We start from the raw sequence: 17,718 nt of genomic DNA, 5'->3' as shown, positions 1-17,718 counted from the left end.
GGGGAAAACCCTGCCGGGAAGGAAGCGTCCGAAAAGCACGGGGATCCCAAAATATGTCGACTATGACTGACCCACCGAAGGCTGACTTTCGGTTGTCGATGCTCATAAACGATACACGCTATCGCTCTCTTACATTTCAGGTGATCGCGGCAATCGTTATTGCGCTCAGCATCTGGTATCTTGGTAACAACCTGATCCAGAACCTTAGGGCCGCAGGGCTCAATATTTCCTATTCTTTCCTGGGCGATCCGTCCGGGTATGACATCAACCAGCGTTTGATCGAATATGACAGTCAGTCCTCGCATGGGCGTGCGGCTGTCGTCGGTATTCTCAACACGCTTTTGGTTGCAGTCCTGGCTTGTATCACTGCGACGGTGTTTGGCGTGATCGCAGGCGTTTTGCGCCTGTCAAACAACTGGCTTGTATCCAAGCTGATGGCGGTCTACGTGGAAATCTTCCGGAATATTCCGGTTCTGATCTGGATCATCATCATCTTCACGATCATGACCGCCGTGCTGCCGGGACCGAGGGAGTTCCGGGGGGATAACCCAACATCCAGCATGCTGTTTGATCTGTTCGCCTTTACCAACCGCGGCGTCTATGTCCCGCGCCCCGAGTTTGCGAATGGGCTGTTCGGTTCGACCTTTCTGAATTGGCTGCTGGTCATCGCGGTTTTGGTCGCTTCGTGGTTTGCGTCTCGTGAAATTGAGAAACGCGCCACGCTCAAACAGGAACAGACGGGCGAGCGTCCAAAGACCGGCCTTGTGAAGCTTGCAGTTTGGCTTGTGCCTTTTGCGCTGCTGATGATTTTGATGGGCCTGACCTGGGATGTCCCTGCTCTGAAAGGTTTTAACTTCAGCGGTGGTATCAAGGTCGGCGGTCCGCTGATCGCATTGTGGTTCGCTTTGTCAATCTATACCGGCGCCTTCATCGCAGAAAACGTACGTGCGGGTATTCAAGCGATTTCAAAAGGCCAGACCGAGGCTGCGGCCGCGTTGGGCCTGCGTCCCGGTCGGATCATGAATCTTGTGATCCTGCCTCAGGCGCTGCGGGTCATCATCCCGCCGTTGATCTCGCAATACCTGAACATCACCAAGAACTCGTCGCTTGCGATTGCAGTCGGCTATGCGGATATCACCGCAACACTGGGTGGCATCACGCTGAACCAAACCGGTCGCGCGATCGAGTGCGTCTTGTTGCTGATGCTGTTCTATCTGACAGCCTCGCTGCTGATTTCGATGGCGATGAACATCTACAACGCATCCGTCAAGTTGAAGGAGCGCTGAGCCATGGCTGATCAAACAACAAATCCGATCGCATTTGTGGCCGACGGAACCATTCCTCCGTCGCCTCCGCCGGCAAACCAGACGGGTATCGTCAAATGGCTGCGTGAGAACCTTTTCTCGGGTGTCACAAACACGATCCTTACTCTTCTGTCGATTCTGCTGATCTATGTGCTTCTCAAGAACACCTTGCCGTGGATTTTGAACGGCGTTTGGAATGCGGACTCGCTCGCGCAATGCCGCGAGATTCTGGACGGCAAGACCGGGGCCTGTTTCGCAGTTCTGACCGAACGCTGGCATCAACTGATCTACGGGTTCAAATATCCAGTAGAAGCGTATTGGCGCCCGAACTTGGCGTTTGTGCTGATGTTGGTGGCTGTGGCACCTGTTCTGTTCTTCGACCTGCCTCGTAAGCTGCTGCTGTTTACGGCGCTCTACCCGTTTATCGCTTTCTGGCTGATTTGGGGTGGAACCATCATGGTGCCCATCGTGGCCCTGCTGGGCTGTGTCGCGGCAGGCGTGGTATTCCAGAAATTTGGCCGCAACAGCTTTGCAGCCGGGTTCTTTGGGGCCATTGTCGTGGCGCTGGTCGTGTGGAATGTCGGCGGGGCGCTAATTCCCGAAGACGCCAACGAAGGTGCGCTGCTGACTGCGGTGCCCAGCCGTGACCTGGGTGGTTTTATGCTGAACCTGATGTTGGGTGTGACCTGTGTGTCACTGTCTTTGCCCCTGGGTATTGCACTGGCTCTGGGTCGTCAGTCCGATATGCCGCTGATCAAGTGGGTTTGCGTCATCTTCATCGAATTCATCCGTGGCGTGCCTTTGATCACGCTGCTGTTCGTGGCTTCGGTGATGCTGGCCTATTTCTTCCCGCCTGACAGCACGGTCGACCTGTTTCTGCGCGTTGTGATCATGATCACCATGTTCTCTGCCGCCTATATCGCCGAGGTGATCCGCGGCGGTCTGGCTGCGCTTCCGCGCGGTCAGTATGAGGCAGCAGACAGTTTGGGTCTGGACTACCCGCAGGCGATGCGTCTGATCATCCTGCCACAGGCCTTGAAGATCTCAATCCCTGGTATCGTAAACGTGGCCGTTGGCCTGTTCAAAGATACCACGCTGGTTTCGGTCATCTCGATGTTCGATCTGGTGGGCATGATCCGGGGTCCCATCCTGGCGTCGACCGAATGGAACGGCGTCTATTGGGAGCTTCTGGGCTTTGCCGCGCTTCTGTTCTTCGTCGTCTGTTACGGCATCTCTCAATATTCCCAGTGGCTCGAGCGTCGCCTTGCCACGGATCATCACTAAGGAGTTCAACACATGTCTGAACTTGCAATCGACCGCGAAATTGACCGCTCTAAAATGCAGGTGAGCGACGAGGTCGCCATCGAAATCACCAACATGAACAAGTGGTACGGGTCCTTCCACGTGCTGCGCGACATCAATCTGACCGTCAATCAGGGCGAGCGGATCGTGATCGCGGGGCCGTCGGGGTCGGGCAAATCCACTCTGATCCGCTGCCTGAACGCGCTGGAAGAACACCAGCAGGGCAAGATCGTGGTGGATGGAACCGAGTTGTCGAACGATCTGAAGAACATCGACAAGATCCGGTCCGAGGTTGGCATGGTGTTCCAGCACTTCAACCTGTTTCCGCATCTGACGATTCTGGAAAACTGCACGCTGGCCCCGATCTGGGTGCGCAAAACGCCCAAGAAAGAGGCCGAAGAAACAGCGATGCACTTTCTCGAAAAGGTCAAGATCCCCGAGCAGGCCAACAAGTATCCCGGCCAATTGTCGGGTGGTCAGCAGCAGCGTGTGGCCATCGCCCGCAGCCTGTGCATGCGTCCGCGCATCATGCTGTTCGACGAGCCGACCTCCGCTCTGGACCCCGAGATGATCAAAGAGGTGCTCGACACGATGATCGAGCTGGCCGAGGAAGGCATGACCATGCTCTGCGTAACGCACGAGATGGGCTTTGCCCGCCAGGTGGCGAACCGGGTGATCTTCATGGATGCCGGTCAGATCGTTGAGCAGAACGAGCCGGAAGAGTTCTTCAACAACCCGCAAAGCGAACGGACCAAGCTGTTCCTCAGCCAGATTCTGGGTCACTGACTCGGGTTGAATACGACGTTGGAAAGGGCGGGGTGATCCCGCCCTTTTTTCATTCCAGCAACGCGCGCGGCGTGACGAATTCGATCACCTGGCCGTCGTGCCAACCGATTCTGGACCAGTCCGCCATATCAAATTGAAGAACCGTGGTCGCACAGGTCGGATAATCGAGGAACCGCGGGTGCTCCGGTGCAGACTGAGCAATACGTTCCGCAAACTCCGCGATCCCCGGATTGTGGCCCAGCAGCAGGACCGTTTGGCCCGTCGCGCTGGACAGCGCCTGCCGGATCTGGTCGGGCGAGGCATGATAGAGTTCGGGGAGGAACCGGATGTTGCGCGCGCTCAGCCCCATCCGAAGCCAGGTCTCGCGCGTGCGCTCGGATGAAGAACTGAGGACCTCGTCGGGCCTATAACCCTTGCGTCGCAGCCAATCGCCGATGGCGGAGGCCGAAGCTCGCCCGCGCTTGTTCAGTGGTCGGTCATGATCGGGCAGGCCGGGATGGTCCCAACTGGATTTTGCGTGGCGGGTCAGGATAAGCGTGCGGGTCATTCCGGGTGAAAGGCTCTCATGTGATGGGCGGATTGCTCGGCCCGACGTCCGGCCCCCGCGCTGAGCGGACAGGCCAGCCGGGCTGCGCATCCCTGTGTCATGCAGGCCTGACCGGGCGGAGTTCTCAGGTAGCCGTGGCAGGCGTCGACGTCATAGAACGTTTTGGCGTTCAAGGCCCCGACCGGGCAGGCCGATGCACAGGGCGCAGGGCAATTGATACATGGCGACGGGTCGTCTGCGACGGGAATGTCGAACTCGTGATCAAAGTGCAGGGCTCCACGCAATGAAATCATCATTCCCACCGTGTCGTGCACCAGCGCGCCCACCGGGCTTTGAAACGCACGTCCCGATTTCAACGCCCAATCTATGAATGGCGCATACGGGGGGCCGCCGAATGGATACCGCGCCTGGGCGCCCAGGTTTTCCGCAAGGGTGCCGACCACTCGGAGCGACCAACGGTCGACCGGGTCTGGCTTGCCGTCCAACCACTCGGCCGAAGCGGTGAGGACCGGCCAAAAGCTGCTGCCTGCCCCGAGCAGAATAAGCGTGCCGCGATCCAACTGTTTGGCGCCACTCACCCGCGGGTGTTGTGCGCCCATGACGATCAGGCCCGCTGCCTCGGATGTGGACACCACTTGATCATAGGTCACTTGCGTCGAAACGGCAGAGCGAGGCTCCACCCCAGCTTCGTCGGTCGATCGTCCTGCCATTCCAGCCCCACCGTCATGTCATCGTGGCCGGCCTCGGGCTGTGCCACATATGTCCCCATCAAACGATCCCAGATGGATAATGCAAAGCCATAATTGCTGTCATGTTCCCTGCGCAGCACCGAATGGTGGACCCGGTGCATGTCCGGTGTGACCAGTATTTGGCGCATGGCGGCATCCACGACGGCGGGCAGACGGATGTTCGAATGGTTGAACAAAGCCGTGCCGTTCAGCAGGATTTCGAACAAGATGACCGCCAGCGCGCTGGGTCCCAGCAGGTAGACGAGACCGATCTTCAGACCCGTCGACAAGGCGATCTCGATCGGATGAAAGCGAACGGCCGTGGTGACATCCATGTCCCGGTCGGCATGGTGCACACGATGAAGACGCCACAGGACCGGCACCTTGTGGGTGATCAGATGTTGCACCCAGATGGCGAAATCCAGCACCAGGACACAAAGGGTGACCTCTACCCATTTGGGCCAGTCCAGAGTGTTAAAAACTCCGACGCCCAACCGGCCGGCATCCAGGGCAGCCCCGACCGCCAGCAAAGGGAACCCGATCGCCATGGCCCGCAGTGTCAGCGTGTTCAGAAGGGTGACCGACAGGTTGGTCAGCCAGCGGCGCGATCGAGGCACGCGTAGCGGGCGGCGCGGGGCAAGCCTTTCGGCCAACGCGAAGGCCAGAAACAGCGTCAGAAAGATGCCCAAGCGGATGATGAGTTCACGCTCCATGCATTCAAATTTAAGCATGTGAATGCGAACTGCAAGGGCGGGTTTGCACGCGTCAGTCGGGGCGGATCAGAGACCCCGCACCATGTTCGGTGAACAGTTCCAGCAGCACGGCATTGGGGGCACGGCCGTCCAGAATGACCACGGCGCGCACGCCGCTGTGCAGCGCGTCCAGCGCGGTTTCGGTTTTGGGGATCATACCGCCTGCAATGGTGCCCTCGCGGGTCATTTCGCGGATCTGGCCGGCCTTCAACTCGGTCACGACCTCTCCGGCGGCGTTCTTGACGCCGGACACGTCCGTCAGCAGCAGCAAGCGATCGGCCTTCAGCGCCGAGGCAATCGCGCCGGCGGCGGTATCGCCATTCACGTTGAACGTCTCGCCATTGCGCCCGGCCCCCAGCGGAGCGATCACCGGGATTACGTCATGCGAAAACAGATCATGCAGGATCTTGGGGTTCATTTCGGCGGGCGTGCCGACATAGCCCAGCGACGCGTCGGTCTGGTCACAGCTCATCAGGTTGGCATCCTTGCCCGACAGGCCGACGGCCGTTCCGCCCTGAGCATTGATGGCCTGCACGATGCGCTTGTTCACCACGCCGGACAGCACCATTTCGACCACTTCCACCGTGGCGGCATCGGTGACGCGCTTGCCGTTAACGAAGTCCGACTGGATGTCGAGCTTGTCTAGCATCGCGTTGATCATCGGCCCGCCGCCATGCACGACAACCGGGTTCACGCCGACCTGACGCATCAGCACCACGTCGCGGGCAAAGCTCTCCATCGCTTCGTCGCTGCCCATGGCGTGCCCGCCCAGCTTGATCACGACGATCGCCCCGTCATAGCGCTGCAGATAGGGCAGGGCGCTGTTGAGCGTGGCGGCGGTGGCTATCCAATCCCGGTTCATATCCTGTTTCTTCATGGCTGTCGTCCCTCTGGCCTTCCCTGTTAGGGCCTTTGGCCGGACCTGCCAAGCCCGGAACGGGCAGGCTGCAGGTTTTGTTGCGTGGCGCGCCAAAAGGGGGACGCTGTCGCGCCACGCAGCCGGACGGCGCCACAGTGGTACCGCCCGAACCGATCAGCTGAATGCGCGCCGAACCGCGGGGATGTTGCTGACCACCAGCAGGTCGACGGTCAGCACCGCAAGCAGCGTCAATCCGACCAGCGGAAAGGCCACGGCCGTGAACAGCCCGATCAGCACCGCGCCCTTCCACAGGGGCATCTCAGCCGGCATCGGCGGCGCCGCCAGACGGCTGGCCCCGGACGGCCGCCGCTTGATCCACATGACCACGCCGGACGCGCAGACAAAGATCACCGACAGGCAGAACACCACGTTCAGGACAAAGTTCCACAGACCCGCCAGACCCATATGCAGCGGGATACCCACCGCCATGGCCTTGCCCATCAGCGAGTAGTCCTGAAACCGCACGTCAGCCAGAATCTTGCCGGTGTACTGGTCGACATGGACGGTGCGGTCCTCGGTGGCGTCGGTCGAATCGCCGCTCATGCTGTCGCGGTTCAGGGTCCACACGCCCGTGTCACCGCTGGGGTAGGCGACGCGGAACCGGTTCTGCATGCCCAGGGACTCACCCAGCGCAACCATCGCATCGATATCGACCGGAACACCCGTCGGCACCCCGGCAATGCCCGCTTCCGAACCCGAGGCCGGCATCGGTGTCTGTTCCAGCGCCCACGGCACGTCGTTCTGGCTGCCGTGGTTCATGCTGGCATGCAGCTCGTCCGACAGTGGGACGTTGTCCCATTTCTCGGCCGGAAAGCTGCTCCAGGCCTGCACGAACTTGCCGCCCCAGATCCCGGTCCACGACATGCCCGAGATTAGGAACCCGACCAGCAGAACCGACATCCAGAACCCGGTGACCGCGTGCAGCGATTTCCACAGGGCCCGGCCCCGCGCCCGCAGGTCAGGCACCAGGGCCGCCACAACGTTTCCGCGCGGCCACCACATGTAAAGGCCGGTGAACACCAGCAGCAGCGCCATCCCGGCCGCGATTTCCAGAATGCGGTCGCCGGTATCGCCCATCAGCAGGGTCGAGTGGATGTTGTCGGCCAGATCGTACCACCCCGCGCGACGGTCCCAGACCTGGATCACCTCGCCGGAATACTGGTCGATCGCCACCATGCGCTGGCCTGTTTCGGCCTTGACGCGGAACACGGTTGCCAGATCCGGCGCCTTGGGGCCGATCCATTCGACCACGCGGCCCGGTACGCGGGCCTGCACCAGATCGGCCAGTTCGGATGCGGGCATCGCCTGGCCCGTGATCTCGACCGCGATCTTTTCTCCGTCGCGGCCATCGGTTTGGGTAATGAACATCATCATCAGGCCGGTCACCGCCAGGATGAGCAGGAAGGGGACAACAAAAAGCCCCGCATAGAAGTGCCACCGCCAGGCGGCCCTATAGAATTTTTGCGCGTGCTCGCGCCGGGCCGCCTGCGCACCCCCGGTTTGGCTGTCTTGTGCCATTTCAGTCTCCAGAAATTCGGAACATCCCCGCCCGGGCGGCCGAGGTTTCAAGTCTTGTTCTCGGTCTCAGGAAAGGTGGGGCGGACCCCGGGCATCGTACCGGGCGTGGAACCCTGCGCTGCGATGGGTGAAATCCACATGCGCCCAACGTGCGGCAATCGGCCAGTTGGCGGGCAGCACCGCGCTGACTTGAGGCAATTGGCCTGCCAGTACCATCCGGCCATAGGGGCAGGCGCTGCGTTCGTCGGTTTCGTCGTGGTCCGGGGCGTCCTCGCCCGGATCGATCCAGCGCTCGACCGGGCCGTCGCCGGTACAGATCACCATCAGAATCGCCCCGTCCGAGTTGCGCGTGGGCATCCAGCCCATCGGGATTGCACCGGCTACCATCACGGCAACCAGCGTCAGCACCGAAATGACGCGCATCAGCAGCATCATTCCAGATTGGCGATGATCGAACGTAGGGTTGGGATGCCGTCGCCTTTTTCGGACGAGGTCAGCACGATCTCCGGATAGGCGGCGGGGTGTTTGGACAGGGCACCGCGCACCTGTTCCAGAACCTTTTCTCGGTCCTTGGCCTTGACCTTGTCGGCCTTGGTCATCACGCATTGAAAGGTTACGGCGCTGGTGTCCAGCAGCTTCATGATCTCGTCATCCACGGGTTTCACGCCGTGGCGGGAATCGATCAGCACGAAGGCCCGGCGCAGGGTCTGCCGCCCGCTCAGGTACTGTTTCAGAAGGCGTTGCCACTTCTCGACCACCTTGACCGGCGCATTGGCATAGCCATAGCCGGGCAGGTCAACCAGATACAGCTCGGGGCCTTGAGTGAAGAAGTTGATCTCTTGCGTGCGACCCGGCGTGTTCGAGGCCCGGGCCAACCCCTTGGTGCCGGTCAGAGCGTTGATCAGGCTGGACTTGCCCACGTTCGAGCGGCCGGCGAAACAGACCTCAAGCCGGTCGGGGGCGGGCAGACCGTTCATTGCCACGACGCCTTTGACGAATTCGGACGGCCCGGCAAACAGCTTGCGGCCGGCCTCTTTTGCATGGTCGTCGGGATCGGCCGCCAGGGGAAATGGCAGAGCTTTCATAGAACCTGCACCTTGTCTCGGGGGCGGATTGTGCCTTGGCGAATGACTTCGGCGTATACTCCGAAATCCTGATGGTCCCAGCTGCGCAGAGCACCTAGCGTATCTGCGTCCCGCACTCCGGTGTCGGGGTTCGCGGTAGTTGCCATGCAGCGCGTAATCCGTTCGCGTACGTGAAATACGGCCTCGCCGATCTGCACATCCTTATCAAGCCAATCAAATTCTTCCCAAAGAGGAAGGCCATCGAACCAGATGTTGCCACGCCAGCGGCAGATCGACAGCTCGCGGCCCAGACGCTGCTCGACCGCCCGATGCGAGGCCATGTTGCATAGGCTGACCGAGGGATAGTCACTGTCGGTCATGCCACGGCCAGGAACCCGGACGATCCGTGCCGATGCCGCGCGGTCGGCGGGCATCAGCGGGCGGACCCACTCCAGAAACAGGTCTTGTTCTGTGTCCGGGTGGAAGGTCAGATCGGGACGATTCGGGTGGCTGAGGGTCACGCGATCCCCGTCCAGAACGGCCGATATCGCCATCAGTTGGGGCGCCTTCGAGCCGCGGCTGAAATTGGCGCAGGGCGCCCACTCAGACCCGTCGGCCTTGGACATTTCATGCGCCACCGCCCAAACGCGATCCCCGGGCATGGTCTGCCCGGGGATAACGGTGACTTCCTGCAGGGGTTCCCTGCCATGGCTTTTGATCGGATGGCGCCAGATCTGCGTGACTTGTCCGGTCATTTCTTGTCCGTCTTGGGGGTTTTCTTGAACCCCGACTTGATGTTGCCAAACACATCCGGCGTATAGCCTTGACTGCGCATGATCAGGTATTGCTGGGTGAACGTGATGGTGTTGTTCGCGATCCAGTAAACGACCAGCCCGCTGGCAAAGCTGCCGAGCATGAACATGAATACCCATGGCATCCAGGCAAAGATCATGGCCTGAGTCGCGTCGGTGGGCGCCGGGTTCAGCTTTTGCTGCAGCCACATCGAGATCCCCAGCAGCAGCGGCAGGATGCCGATGAAAATCGTTGCCATCAGCGTGCCAGGCTCAGGTCCGGCCCACGGCAGCCAGCCGAAGAAGTTGATGATCGACGTCGGATCCGGCGCACTCAGGTCCCGGAAAGGACCGAACCAGGGGGCTTGCCGAAGTTCGATGGTGACGAAGATCACCTTGTAGAGAGAAAAGAAGATCGGGATCTGCATCAGGATCGGCAGACAGCCGGCGGCCGGGTTGACCTTTTCCTTTTTGTACAACTCCATCATGCCCTGCTGCATCTTCTGGCGGTCGTCGCCAGCTGCTTCTTTCAGGGCTTCCATCTGTGGCTGCAGTTCCTTCATCTTCGCCATCGAGACGTAGGATTTGAACGCCAGCGGGAACAGGATTGCCTTGATGATCAGGGTCAGCCCGATGATCGACCAACCCATGTTGCCGATCAGGGCGTTGATGTTGTGCAGCAGCCAGAAAATCGGCTTGGTCAGGAAGAAGAACCAACCCCAGTCAATGCTGTCGATGAATTTCTGAACGCCCTGCGCCTGATATTCGCGGATGGTCTCCCATTCCTTGGCGCCGGCAAACAGTCGGGTGGTAACCTCGGCGGATTCGCCGGGGGCAACCGTCATCGTCGGCAACACCGTTTCCGCCTGGTAGATCTTGCGACGCGCGTCATATTTCGCGGCCGCCTTGAAAGCCGACCCCGGATCGGGGATCAGCGTGGTCATCCAATAGTGGTCGGTAAAGCCGATCCAGCCGTTTTCCTTGACCTGATAGACCTCGGCCTGCGCCCGTTCGTTGGGGTCGATGTCGAAATCGCGGACATCGCCATAATCGACCTCGGACAGGGTCCCGTCGGCCATGCCGATCACACCTTCATGCAGGATGAAGAAGTTCTTCAACCCCGGCAGATCGCCATCCTCGCCTATGCCGTGGCGTGCCAGAATGCCGTACGGGGCCATTCCGACCTCGGCTCCAGTGCCGTTTTCGACGGATTGGGTCACGGTGAACATGTAATCCGCATCCACACCAATCGTGCGGCGGAATGTCAGGCCCGCGCCATTCTCCCATGTCAGGGTTATGGGGCTGTCTACCGACAGGGTCTCGCCCTGTTCCAGCGTCCAGATCGTATTCGGGCCCGGCACGTCCGAGCCAGCCAAACCGGCACCGGGCGCCCACCCGTAGAGGGCGTAGTAGGCCGAGGTGGACCCAACCGGCGACAGCAGTTCGACGATCGGCGCGCCTTCGTCGATCGAGACCTTGTAGTCTTTCAGAAACAGTTCGTCGATACGTCCACCCGAAAGCGACAGGCTGCCCGACAGACGCGGCGTGTCGATTTGGATCCGTGGCGCGGTGGCTTCCGGCAGGGTTTCCTCTGCGGTGGCGGTTGCCTCGCCGACAGTCGTGCTTCCGGCGCTTGGCGTCTGAACCTCGTTCCCCTCCGAGGCGCTGATCTCGGCCTGCTCAGGCGTTGTGGTCGGTTCTGGCGGAGGGAACAGCACAAACCAGACCAGGATCACAAGGAAACTAAGCGCGGTTGCAAGGATGAGATTCTTGTTCTGATCGTCCATCTGGGACAGCCACCTTGAGCAGTGAAAGACACCGCAGGGTTCAACAGAGTGCAGCCCAAAAGGTCAAGCGGAATCGCCCCGGAAATCGTGAGTGTGGGGCAATCCAGTCTCCGAAATCAGGATTTCCGGCCCATTTCGCGGCCAATCCGCGGTGCGCCTCCCAGTTTCGAGCGGCGGTCCTTGATCCAGTCGAGCGTATGCTCGACCGGCATCGGCTTGCCGATCCCAAACCCTTGGACATGGTGACACCCCAATTGCGCCATCAGCGCGTGCTCGCCGGGGGTTTCCACCCCCTCGGCCAGGGTTTCAAGGTTCAACCTCTCGGCCATCATCAGAATGGCGCTGACCATTTGCTGCTGGGACGGATCCCGATCCGCATTGGACACGAAAGACCGGTCGATCTTGATGCGGGCGACATCGAACCGTTTGATCGACGAAAATGATGCGTGACCAGTGCCGAAATCGTCCAGATCGATGCAACAGCCGAGCTTGGACAACTGGGTCACGTTGCGGGTGATGACATCATCGGGTCGGCGCGAAAAAACGGTTTCAAGGATTTCCACGGCCAGCCGGTCCGGCGAAAGGTCGAACTGGTCCAACTCCCATCGCACCCGGTCAACAAGTGAGGGGTCCCGCAATTCGTCCGATGAAAAGTTGATGCCGATCCGAGGAATAACGGCGCCGGCGCAGTCCCAGTCGCGCATCGCGCGAAAGGCGTGGTGGCGGATCGTCTGGCCCAGCTTGTCCATCAGCTTGGCCTGTTCGGCAAAAGGCAGAAACACCTGCGGCCCGACAACTCCCTTGGAAGGGTGCTCCCATCGAGCAAGGGCCTCAAACCCGGTGATGTCGCCGGTGTCCGTTGAAACCTGTGGCTGAAACCAAGGGCGGATCTGACCGGTTTCCAAAGCGGTCTCCAACTCCTTGCGGAAATTGATATGGACGACTGATCTGCGTCGCGTGGCCTCGGAGTAGGCGCGGATCGTGGAAGGCCCGTTCCGCTGTGCTTCGGCAAGCGCGGCCCGAGCGGCCTCGATCCATCCGTCCGGCGCTTCGTCGGCAACGGCAGAGTGCAGGCAAAATCCGGCAGAGCAGGACAGATAGAGGCTGGCATTGTCCAGCGGGATCGGTTCTTCCACCGTGCTTTGTATGCGGCCCGAGGTTTGGATGCAGCTTTCCAAGTCCAGATGCCGTGAGGGGCGCAACCCGATCAGGAACGTGTTTCTCGACAGGCGTGTTGCAATATCCTCGCTCCGGATCACCGCCAGGATGCGGTCGCAGAAGCGCCCTGCCACATAGTCGGCTGCCGCGGTGCCGTGCAGCTCTTCGACATCGTCGAAATCATCTAGAGACACAACGATGCAGGCTGAATCCTCTCCGGTTGCCCGCGATGTGCTGTGCAGATACTCCATCTCGGCGCAGAAAATATCACGTGGCAACAGTCCCTTGGGCCGCATGTGCGTCGCCAAAGCAGGACCGGCGCCCGGTTGCAGCCGTTGGGCGGCCGAAAACAACAAGGGCAGCCCCAGGGCGACAACGACCAACGCCGTGTCGCCGCCCAGCCAGAAAGCAGCCAGGCACAATGCAGGTACGAACGCCAAAACCTGCGGCATTGCCAGAACGGTCAGCAGGGCATTCCGAAAACTCTGGAGTGAGAACCTTTTTAGCATCGATTCCGGCCTTCCAATTGGGAGAACTGAGTCCAATCGGAGGCTAGGAAATCAATCTGAGTCAGACGTTAACGCAGAAGCGGAATTTCTTCCGGATTTTCGCCGTTTTTGTCGGGGTTCAGCGTCAGTCCGGCAAAATCGAACAGCTTCGAATCCAGAAGGTGCGAGGGCCGGGCATTGGTCAGTGCGCGGAACATCACCTGCCGCCGGCCAGGGCTGTTCTTTTCCCATTGGTCCAGAATCTGTTTGACCTGCTGGCGTTGCAGGCCGTCCTGACTGCCGCACAGATCACAGGGGATGATCGGATAGTTCATCGCTTTTGCGAATTTCTCGCAATCAGCCTCGGCCACATGGGCCAGCGGGCGATAGACGAACAGGTCGCTTTCTTCGTTCACCAGTTTCGGAGGCATGGTCGCCAGACGGCCGCCGTGGAACAGGTTCATGAAGAAGGTTTCCAGGATGTCATCGCGGTGATGCCCCAGAACCACGGCCGAGCACCCTTCCTCGCGCGCGATCCGGTACAGGTTACCGCGGCGCAGGCGCGAGCACAGCGCGCAATAGGTGCGGCCCTGCGGCACCTTGTTGACCACGATGGAATAGGTGTCCTGATACTCGATCCGGTGCGGCACGCCCATGCGTTCCAGAAACTCGGGCAGCACGGTGGCCGGAAAGCCCGGCTGCCCCTGATCCAGATTGCAGGCCAGCAGGTCCACGGGCAGCAGGCCGCGCCACTTCAGCTCGTACAGAACGGCCAGCAGGGTATAGCTGTCCTTGCCGCCCGACAGGCAGACCAGCCAGCGCGGCGGCTTGCCGTCCTTGTCGTGGGCCGACGGGTCAACCATGCCGTATTGCTCGATCGCTTCGCGCGTCTGGCGCACGATGCGTTTGCGCAGCTTCTTGAACTCGGTGGTCGAGGGCGCTCCGGCAAACAGCGGATGGATATCGTCGGCTTCGTCGAACATGCGCAGCCCCTACCGCAGATGCGCCGACCGGGCAAGGCCCGCCTAGCCGGACAGCCGGCCCAGCAGGACGTCGGTGTCCAGCCCCGAGACCGATCCGGGTATGCGCCCGCTTTCGCCCAGAACCCGCGTGGCAATATATCCATCGGCCACCGCACCGGGCGCATGGCGCAGCAGCAGCGCGGCGGTCAGCAGATGCGCGGTGGCCTCGGCGAACCAGCGGGCCTCGGCCTCGGGGGGCAGGGTGGGCCAGCGGTCGCGATGCGCCTTCAGGGCGGCGTCATAACGGCGGTCGGCTCCGGTTGCCGCGTCCAGTTCGGCCTGCAAGGTCTGGGCGGCCAGCGGGTCGCGCGCAAGGCTGCGCAGAATGTCCAGGCAGATCACGTTGCCCGACCCCTCCCAAATGCCGTTCAGGGGCGCTTCGCGATAGATCATCGGCATCGGCGTGTCTTCGACATAGCCCATGCCTCCCAGCACCTCCATCGCCTCGACCGCCACGACCGGGCAGCGTTTGTTCGACACGAACTTGGCCAGCGCCACCCCGATCCGGGCAAAGGCGCGGTCTTCGGCGGTGTCCCCGTCAAAGGCGCGGGCCACGCGCAGGCCCAAGGTCAGCGCGCCTTCCCAGTCCAGCACCAGATCGGCCAGAACGGCGCGCATCAACGGCTGGTCAATCAGGCGGCGCTGAAAGGCGCTGCGGTGGCTGACCCAGTGATGCGCTTCGGACAGGGCTGCGCGCATCAGGCCGGCGGGGGCCATCGCGGTGTCGAGCCGGGTGTGATGAACCATCTCGATGATCGTGCGCACGCCGGCCCCCTCGTCGCCCAGCTGATAGGCCAGCGCGTCATGGAACTCGACTTCGGACGAGGCATTGGCGCGGTTGCCCAGCTTGTCCTTGAGGCGCATCAGGTGGATGGCGTTGCGCTCGCCTTCCAGCCAGCGGGGCAGTAGAAAGCAGGTCAGCCCGCCCGGAGCCTGCGCCAGCGTCAGGAACCCGTCGGACATCGGGGCCGAGCAGAACCATTTGTGGCCGCGCAGCCGCCAGGCATCGCCGTCACGGTTGGCGGTGGTGGTATTGGCACGCACGTCCGAGCCGCCCTGTTTCTCGGTCATCGCCATGCCCAAGGTCGCCGAGCGTTTTTCTCTGATCGGGCGGGGGGCTGGGTCATAAGTGTCGGCGGTCAGTTTCGGGCGCCAGATTTCGGCCAGTTCGGGGTTGGCGGCCAGCGCCGGCACGGCGGCATAGGTCATGGTCAACGGACAGCAATGGCCCGGCTCGACCTGGCTGGCCAGATAGACCATCGCGGCATGGGTGGCGTGACCGCCCGGCGCTCCGTCCCAGGCGAGCGCGGCATAGCCTGCCGATTGGCTCAGATCCATCATGTGATGATAGGTCGGGTGGAACCGCACCTCGTCCAGGCGGCGGCCACCCCGGTCGAAGAGGCAGAGTTCGGGCGGGTGCAGGTTGGCGTCGCGCCCGGCCTCGCGCGTTTCGGCCCGGCCCAAAGCGGCCCCGTAGGCGGCCAGCGGGGCCGCCCGTGCCCCGGCGCGCGTGGCGCAATCGCGCAGAACCAGATCAGAGGCCCACAGGTCAACGTCCCCTTGCTCGGGCGGTTGGTTCGTCACCTCATGCGTGGGCAGGGTCTTGCGGGCGTGGGATCTGGACATGGTTGCCTCGGGCGGTTGTTGGTGAAACCGATGTTCAGCGGCGCAGCCCCCTTGGGTCAAGCGTGACGGAGTGTCAGATCAGGGCGCATCGGGCGTGTCGTCGGGCACCGGGTCATAGCCGTCACCCCCCCAGGGGTGGCAGCGCCCGATACGGCGCGCGGCCAGCCAAGCGCCCTTGATCGGACCGTGCTTTTCCAGCGCTTCCAGCGCATAGGCCGAGCAGGTCGGTTGATAGCGGCAATTGAACCCCACCCACGGGCTGAAGATCAGCCGGTAGGCCCGGATTGGCAGCGCGAGGATATGGGCAAGAGGGGTCATTTGCGCGGGCTGTGGATCTTGCGCAGGGCCTGGCGCAGATCATCCAGCAGAGCGTCAAAGGTGCGGGCAGCGGTCACCTCGGCCCGTCCGATCAGGACGTAATCCCATCCGTCCCGGCCGTGGTCCGGCAGAACGGCGCGGGCCGCCTCGCGCAGCCGGCGCTTGGCCCGGTTGCGGGCCACGGCATTGCCGACCTTCTTCGAGCAGGTGAACCCGACACGAATGCCGTCGGCCTCATCCGGTGCGCGCTTGCGGGCTTGCACCATCATAGAAGGCGTGCCCTGTCTGCGCGCCCGAGCGGCCCTGAGGAAATCGCTGCGCTTGCGCAGCACCGACAGGGGAGGTGCGCAAACGGACGCCGCCGGGGGCATATCCCCGGGGTGGTCAGTGCCATCCACAGGGGCCTCCGGCGGCGTCATGTTCAAAACCTGAAAGGTCGCGCGGTTTATGCGCTCAGCGACTTGCGGCCACGGGCACGGCGTGCGTTCAGGATCTTGCGGCCGGCCTTGGTGGCCATGCGCGCGCGGAAACCGTGGCGGCGTTTGCGAACCAGGTTCGAAGGCTGATAGGTGCGTTTCATCGCTCCGTCTCCAATCTTTGGCGGTCGGGTGCGGCGCGGATTCGCCTGCCCGTGGTGTTCGAAGCCCGTCCTCTACTGGCAACCGGCGGGCAAGTCAAACCCCATCGCAACGGTTTTCGTGCCTTTTGCAACAATTCTGTCGGGCGACCGGGCAAAAGTTTCAGAATCAGCCCGTGGATGGCGGATTTCTCACATTGAACCGGTGCGTGTTCAACCCGGCGTGAGGACCCTGTTGCACAGAAGGCCAAGCGCGCATCTTGTGGGGCAGATGAAGCATTCGAACCCGGACGACAAGATGACCGAAACCACCCAGGTGCCGCGCAGCGGGCTGGCGCGACATATTCCTCTGATCGTGATCCTGACGGTTGCCGTCATTGGCTTCTTTGCGCTGGGCGACTACCTGACCTTTGAAACCCTGCGCGACAATCGCGAGGCGCTGTTGGCCTGGCGCGACGCCAACTACTGGTCGTTGGCGGGCGTTTTCATCCTCGTTTATGTCCTGATCGTCACCTTTTCTTTGCCCGGTGCGGCCGTGGCCTCGATGACGGGCGGGTTCCTGTTCGGGCTGTTCGCGGGCACCGTGTTCAACGTCTTCTCTGCAACCGTGGGGGCTTCGGCGATCTTTCTGGCGGCCCGCTGGGGGTTGGGCGAGGCGTTGACGGCGCGGCTGGAGGCCTCGGAAGGCACCGTCAAGCGAATCAAGGACGGGTTGCGCGAGAACGAGATCCCGGTGCTGTTCCTGATGCGGCTGGTGCCGGTGGTGCCGTTCTTCGTCGCCAACCTGGTGCCAGCGCTGGTGGGGGTGAAGTTCCGGAACTTTCTGCTGACCACGGCGCTGGGTATCATTCCGGGCGGCATCGTCTATACCTGGATCGGCGTCGGCCTGGGCGGCGTGTTCGACCGGGGCGAGACGCCGGACTTGTCGCTGCTGACCGAGCCTTTCGTGATCGGCCCGATCCTGGGTCTGTGCGCGCTGGCGGCTCTGCCGATTTTCCTCAAACTCATTCGCGGCCGAAGGGGCCTTTGAT

Annotated in this window: 19 protein-coding genes; 4 read left to right on the top strand and 15 right to left on the bottom strand. The window is 61.8% G+C overall.

Translation table 11 applies throughout. From position 1 onward, the window contains the following. Nucleotides 1–53: 53 nt before the first annotated feature. From AC2FNZ_RS08835 to AC2FNZ_RS08825, 3 genes are read left to right on the top strand one after another with little or no spacing between them, the layout of a single operon-like run. Nucleotides 54–1,286, top strand: a complete 1,233-nt coding sequence (locus AC2FNZ_RS08835; protein ID WP_093965394.1) for an amino acid ABC transporter permease — start codon at nt 54–56, stop codon at nt 1,284–1,286. A gap of 3 nt (nt 1,287–1,289) precedes the next feature. Then, nucleotides 1,290–2,588, top strand: a complete 1,299-nt coding sequence (locus AC2FNZ_RS08830) for an amino acid ABC transporter permease (protein WP_170342939.1) — start codon at nt 1,290–1,292, stop codon at nt 2,586–2,588. Nucleotides 2,589–2,600: 12 nt separating this feature from the next. Next, on the top strand, nt 2,601–3,392 hold the full coding sequence (locus AC2FNZ_RS08825; protein ID WP_170342938.1) for an amino acid ABC transporter ATP-binding protein: 792 nt from the start codon (nt 2,601–2,603) through the stop codon (nt 3,390–3,392). Nucleotides 3,393–3,441: 49 nt separating this feature from the next. On the opposite strand, the gene AC2FNZ_RS08820 is transcribed toward AC2FNZ_RS08825, so the two are convergent. The 15 genes from AC2FNZ_RS08820 to rpmH form a co-directional block, all read right to left on the bottom strand. Continuing rightward, nucleotides 3,442–3,939 (bottom strand): SixA phosphatase family protein, encoded by a 498-nt coding sequence (locus AC2FNZ_RS08820; RefSeq protein ID WP_093965399.1) that lies wholly within the window; start codon nt 3,937–3,939, stop codon nt 3,442–3,444. Further along, entirely contained in the window at nt 3,936–4,589 is a 654-nt protein-coding gene (locus AC2FNZ_RS08815) for a ferredoxin (protein ID WP_496840279.1), read from the bottom strand. Before AC2FNZ_RS08815 ends, AC2FNZ_RS08820 begins: the two co-directional genes overlap by 4 nt. Beyond that, the gene (locus AC2FNZ_RS08810; RefSeq protein WP_496840277.1) at nt 4,586–5,380 is read right to left on the bottom strand and encodes a sterol desaturase family protein; all 795 of its coding nucleotides are present in this window, start codon (nt 5,378–5,380) and stop codon (nt 4,586–4,588) included. Before AC2FNZ_RS08810 ends, AC2FNZ_RS08815 begins: the two co-directional genes overlap by 4 nt. 52 nt (nt 5,381–5,432) lie before the next feature. Beyond that, the gene (argB, locus tag AC2FNZ_RS08805; RefSeq protein WP_496840261.1) at nt 5,433–6,296 is read right to left on the bottom strand and encodes an acetylglutamate kinase; all 864 of its coding nucleotides are present in this window, start codon (nt 6,294–6,296) and stop codon (nt 5,433–5,435) included. A gap of 156 nt (nt 6,297–6,452) precedes the next feature. Further along, nucleotides 6,453–7,856, bottom strand: coding sequence for a PepSY-associated TM helix domain-containing protein (locus tag AC2FNZ_RS08800; protein WP_093965405.1), 1,404 nt, complete (start codon nt 7,854–7,856; stop codon nt 6,453–6,455). Between the two features lie 66 nt (nt 7,857–7,922). Then, entirely contained in the window at nt 7,923–8,279 is a 357-nt protein-coding gene (locus AC2FNZ_RS08795) for a DUF2946 family protein (protein ID WP_496840260.1), read from the bottom strand. A gap of 8 nt (nt 8,280–8,287) precedes the next feature. Further along, on the bottom strand, nt 8,288–8,941 hold the full coding sequence (gene yihA / locus AC2FNZ_RS08790; RefSeq protein ID WP_093965407.1) for a ribosome biogenesis GTP-binding protein YihA/YsxC: 654 nt from the start codon (nt 8,939–8,941) through the stop codon (nt 8,288–8,290). Further along, nucleotides 8,938–9,675: an MOSC domain-containing protein gene (locus tag AC2FNZ_RS08785; RefSeq protein WP_496840259.1), complete on the bottom strand. Its 738-nt coding sequence runs from the start codon at nt 9,673–9,675 to the stop codon at nt 8,938–8,940. The genes yihA and AC2FNZ_RS08785 overlap by 4 nt, the downstream gene beginning before the upstream one ends. Continuing rightward, a complete protein-coding gene (gene yidC / locus AC2FNZ_RS08780) occupies nt 9,672–11,498 on the bottom strand; it encodes a membrane protein insertase YidC (RefSeq protein ID WP_496840258.1) in 1,827 nt (608 codons plus the stop codon). Before yidC ends, AC2FNZ_RS08785 begins: the two co-directional genes overlap by 4 nt. 116 nt (nt 11,499–11,614) lie before the next feature. Further along, nucleotides 11,615–13,165 carry a putative bifunctional diguanylate cyclase/phosphodiesterase gene (locus tag AC2FNZ_RS08775; protein ID WP_496840257.1) on the bottom strand — a complete coding sequence of 517 codons (1,551 nt, stop codon included), beginning with the start codon at nt 13,163–13,165 and terminating at the stop codon, nt 11,615–11,617. Nucleotides 13,166–13,233: 68 nt separating this feature from the next. Continuing rightward, nucleotides 13,234–14,127, bottom strand: a complete 894-nt coding sequence (ttcA, locus tag AC2FNZ_RS08770) for a tRNA 2-thiocytidine(32) synthetase TtcA (protein WP_496840256.1) — start codon at nt 14,125–14,127, stop codon at nt 13,234–13,236. Nucleotides 14,128–14,169: 42 nt separating this feature from the next. Beyond that, the gene (locus AC2FNZ_RS08765) at nt 14,170–15,792 is read right to left on the bottom strand and encodes an acyl-CoA dehydrogenase family protein (RefSeq protein WP_496840255.1); all 1,623 of its coding nucleotides are present in this window, start codon (nt 15,790–15,792) and stop codon (nt 14,170–14,172) included. A gap of 78 nt (nt 15,793–15,870) precedes the next feature. Beyond that, a complete protein-coding gene (yidD, locus tag AC2FNZ_RS08760) occupies nt 15,871–16,110 on the bottom strand; it encodes a membrane protein insertion efficiency factor YidD (protein ID WP_005980817.1) in 240 nt (79 codons plus the stop codon). Further along, nucleotides 16,107–16,529, bottom strand: coding sequence for a ribonuclease P protein component (gene rnpA / locus AC2FNZ_RS08755; RefSeq protein WP_496840254.1), 423 nt, complete (start codon nt 16,527–16,529; stop codon nt 16,107–16,109). Before rnpA ends, yidD begins: the two co-directional genes overlap by 4 nt. 26 nt (nt 16,530–16,555) lie before the next feature. Beyond that, nucleotides 16,556–16,690 (bottom strand): 50S ribosomal protein L34, encoded by a 135-nt coding sequence (gene rpmH, locus AC2FNZ_RS08750; protein ID WP_005980833.1) that lies wholly within the window; start codon nt 16,688–16,690, stop codon nt 16,556–16,558. A gap of 295 nt (nt 16,691–16,985) precedes the next feature. Between rpmH and AC2FNZ_RS08745 the strand changes: the two genes are divergently transcribed. Next, nucleotides 16,986–17,717: a TVP38/TMEM64 family protein gene (locus AC2FNZ_RS08745; RefSeq protein WP_093965499.1), complete on the top strand. Its 732-nt coding sequence runs from the start codon at nt 16,986–16,988 to the stop codon at nt 17,715–17,717. Nucleotide 17,718 lies beyond the last annotated feature (1 nt).

The sequence above is a fragment of the Ruegeria sp. SAZA006 genome, assembly GCF_059613465.1.
This window is presented reverse-complemented; position numbering and strand designations above follow the sequence as displayed.